At 54.1% G+C, this 3,758-nt stretch carries 3 protein-coding genes and 2 pseudogenes; 2 read left to right on the top strand and 3 right to left on the bottom strand.

Features of this window, described 5'->3' with window-relative positions:
* A partial coding sequence (locus P0D73_RS45970; RefSeq protein ID WP_408436326.1) for a hypothetical protein occupies positions 1-191 on the top strand: 191 nt, incomplete at its 5' end.
* A gap of 232 nt (positions 192-423) precedes the next feature.
* On the opposite strand, the gene P0D73_RS45965 is transcribed toward P0D73_RS45970, so the two are convergent.
* On the bottom strand, positions 424-963 hold the full coding sequence (locus tag P0D73_RS45965) for a hypothetical protein (protein WP_408436323.1): 540 nt from the start codon (positions 961-963) through the stop codon (positions 424-426).
* Position 964: 1 nt separating this feature from the next.
* Positions 965-1,432, bottom strand: a complete 468-nt coding sequence (locus tag P0D73_RS45960; protein WP_408436320.1) for a hypothetical protein — start codon at positions 1,430-1,432, stop codon at positions 965-967.
* A 397-nt stretch (positions 1,433-1,829) separates the two neighbouring features.
* Between P0D73_RS45960 and P0D73_RS45955 the strand changes: the two are divergent.
* A pseudogene (locus P0D73_RS45955) lies at positions 1,830-2,990 on the top strand (IS30 family transposase).
* Between the two features lie 184 nt (positions 2,991-3,174).
* Here P0D73_RS45955 and P0D73_RS45950 read toward each other — a convergent pair.
* Positions 3,175-3,303, bottom strand: a pseudogene (locus P0D73_RS45950) (tyrosine-type recombinase/integrase); the annotation flags it as partial.
* Between the last annotated feature and the right edge of the window lie 455 nt (positions 3,304-3,758).

Here is a 3,758-nt window from a genome sequence, read left to right as displayed (position 1 = left end):
CCGAAAGCACCTGTTCGAAAAACGCTCTGCAGAGCGGACGTCGAAGTCATCAACGGCAGCTTTCCGGCAGATTGACTGAATGCGTACTTCCGGCCATGAAGCGTCATTCGCCCGCACCGTCGCTGGGACACTCAGACGTCGTCTCCACCCAGGAAGCGGCCATTCAATTCAAGATGGTGAACGTTGCTTGATCGGCCATTGCCGTCGTTCGAGTTCCGACCGTGGTTAGGCGGCTACACGTCGCTTTCCCGACGTTCGGAGTTCAGCGATCGTGAGTGACCAGTCTCACCGAAACTGGACGCATACTTACGACCCGAAGCGTTCCTCCGAGAAGCCACCGAGCAACCGTTCATTCGCAGATTGGCGCGGTCTCCCCAAGGGGCAAGGTCACACACCTCGGGAAACATCTACTGAATGAGTTTTTCAAAACCATGTTGCTTCTGCAACTTGCGATGTGCGCTCTAGAAAGACCTTGTTCTCCAAGAGTTTCAGCAGTTCGCTGGGATTCTTCACAACGACGTTGCAATTTTTCCAACCCGAGATTTGTCTGCGCAACCGATCGATCGCTTCCTGGTTAGCTTTCGCGACGTCACCTTCCGTCTGTAATTCTTCTTTATATCCGGCCTCCCGAAGAAGGGTCTCAACCTTCGTCAGTTGCTTATCCAATTCGGGATCCTTCAGCTCAGGAACACGAGATTTTGCTCGATTGGACTTTAGGAACTCAGCATACGTGCCAGAGGCGTCGGAGAGTGCTCCTTTGGCTTCATTTAGTTCGCCAGTTGAATCCTTTCCCATCTTGGCTGTCGACAGACACTCCAAAATCTTTCCTGCTGCGAAATAGGCCCTGCTTGTCGCAGTCGCACGGTTTTGAACCGCTTCTTGCTGTGTTATATCTCCCGCGACTGCCGATACACAAGCGGTGGTCAGGGCCAGTATGATATAACCGCGCGCAATAGATGGCATCTCAGCCTCCTCTTTGGGGCCTTCTGTCACAGTCCAAAGTATGCTTGACAAGGCTTTCGAGTTCAGTTGACGGCTTGTATTCTGTTTTCGCCTGATCCCATGACTCACACAATGTTGTATTTCCCTTTAAAGACCTCTCGCTATCCAGATAGCTGTACAGATAATGCGCGTCTTCCTCCGTCATAAGATTGCTGTGAATGTTGCGCGCCGCAGCGTGAAGCGCAAGAAATAACTGTTTTCCCTGGTTGGGGTCCACGGCGACATCTTTTACTGCCGTAACTACATTCGCAAAGGTCTTGTCACGGTCGTCCGCCAGATTCACCGAGATTGTCTGACTCAGTGCGGTGACAGATATATAGACTGTGTACGCTGTAAAACAGGCGGCGGCTACTGTGGCTATGTTCCCCGCCGTGTCCGAGCCGATCGTATCCTTCAGCCAGGTTCCGATACTCGCCAACGTAAGAGGCATCGCAGACTCCTGGAAGAGCGTTTTGGCGCGTTCGACGACTCACACGGATTCTCAACTCAACAGGCTGATACACATTTCTTCGTAGGTATCGATCAAATGATAGCGCAAAAAACGAGTTTTCTTGAAGGTTCAAGCGCTTACGTGATCTGATATGTTCGGCAGCGAACGGTATTTTGATGCGCGCTTCGTTGCGCTAGCGTCCCTAGAGCAAAATATTGGCGACGTTTCAGGCTGTTAAGCAGAGGGGAATGTCGCGACTGCCGGGCAGGCAGGGAGACGTATAAGAAATGGCTCAATTCCGCGCGTGCTGCCCTGTGCGAATGGCAGGAAAGCAATGGCGGATTCAACCGGTGGATGCAACACACTAGAAGCTGCATGAGCGGCGAGGGTGTTGCAAATGAAACAGCGGTGCCGGATTTACTACAGCGAGAAGCAGAAAGCGCTGATGTGGGAGCGCTGGCGGAAGGGTGAGTCTCTCCAGCATATCGCCCTGCTTTTCGATCGCCACCACTCGTCCGTGCAGCGGATTATCGGCGAAACCGGTGGAATCCAGCCGGCACAGCACATCGCTCGCGGCTGGCGCTAACATTAGCCGAGCGGGAGGAGATATCGAGAGCGCTCGTCGCTGGCGATTCGATCCAGTCAATCGCCAGTCGGCTTTCGCGGGCTCCGTCTACCATCTGCCACGAGATCACACGCAACAGTGGACAGGATGGCTATCGGGCAAGCTACGCCGATCAGCTTGCCTGGGATCGGGCGCAGCGGCCCAAACTCTGTAAGCTGGTCGAACACCGGATGTTGGCACGCATCGTGGCAGACAAACTTCAACTGGAGTGGTCGCCCGAACAGATCGCCGGATGGCTCAAGCGCGCGTACCCGGGCAACGAGGATTACCACGTGTCACACGAGACCATCTACCGCAGTCTCTTCATCCAGGCCCGTGGTGCCTTGAAGAAGGAATTGCTGGAACATTTGCGGCGTACCCGGGTCATGCGGCGTTCCCGCCATTACACGCAGAAAACGGGCGAGCACGGCAGGATCCGCGACACAGTGTCAATCAGTGAACGTCCAGCCGCAGTCGAGGACTGCGCAGTACCGGGACATTGGGAAGGTGATCTGCTTTGCGGCAGCGGGAGCAGCCAGATTGCGACACTCATCGAACGCCAGACACGCTATGTCATGCTGGTGAAGATTGCCAGCAAGGACAGCGAGACAGTTGCCAATGCGCTGATCAAACACGCCTGCAAATTGCCGCAGGAACTCTACAAATCGCTAACCTGGGATCGAGGCACGGAGATGGCCAGCCACAAACGCTTTACTGTCGCCACTGACGTTACCGTCTACTTCTGCGACCCACAACATCCCTTGCAGCGTGGGTCGAATGAGAACACGAATGGACTGTTGATGCAGTACTTCCCGAAGGGAACCGACCTCTCGGGGTATTCACAGGCCAAACTCAATGCCGTGGCGAGACGCTTCAATGAGCGTCCGAGGAAGACACTGAACTACGAAACGCCAGCCGAGCTGGTTTAACCAAACTATTGCATCCACCGGTTGAATCCGCCAATCTGTAGCGGTCTCACCGGCGTCGACACATGAACGTCGGCAAAGGCCGAGGTCCGTTCGACCGCTGAACGGCGTGTAATTGCGCCGTGTTGGGCCCTGTATTGCGGCCGCACGGTACATGCAGGACTCCGTGCGACCGCACCTGCGTTAAATCTCAGTCTGTTCGGAGATCTGCAGCGCATCGTGTGTGTACCATACGCGGCCGGATCAAGCCCGATCGCGGCGACCGACTGATGTACCATCCTGGCATATTGTCGCGTTGAAATATGCGGCGACCGAGAAAGGCGACTCGGGAAAAGGCATTCGCCGGACCTCGATTTGGCCTGTTCGGTTTTAGCTACGCAGCCAACACCCGCGCGCCCCGCTAAGACCGGTCGCGCCGATCGTCTGGCGCAAACCCAATAGCATGTGTCACCTGAATTCACCTCCCAATTTTCGGTGAAGGAACAGCAATATTCAAGCAGCGAGGTTTTGAACCCTGTCGATAACGAACCTTCTCCGCAAACGCATAAGATTATTTTATTATTTGAATAGTCTAGATTGCCTCCACATATATAGGATAAGCGAAAATATCATAACATCGAAGTGTCTTGCCGCCTATATTCACAATTTTGTTATTCGATGCCGATCAATTCAACGAGCTTTACTGGTGACAATATCGGATTAGATAAAGTGATTTCGACGGTGCGAGGACAGGATGCAAGAAGCGACGAGACGGAGATGCTCCGAAAATAAGCGGCTCGTCCCCACCGTCGTAGGC

Source organism: Paraburkholderia sp. RL18-101-BIB-B (assembly GCF_046026985.1).
Taxonomy (GTDB): Bacteria; Pseudomonadota; Gammaproteobacteria; order Burkholderiales; family Burkholderiaceae; genus Paraburkholderia.
The sequence above is the reverse complement of the archived record's forward strand: the minus strand, read 5'-3'. Positions and strand labels throughout refer to the sequence as shown.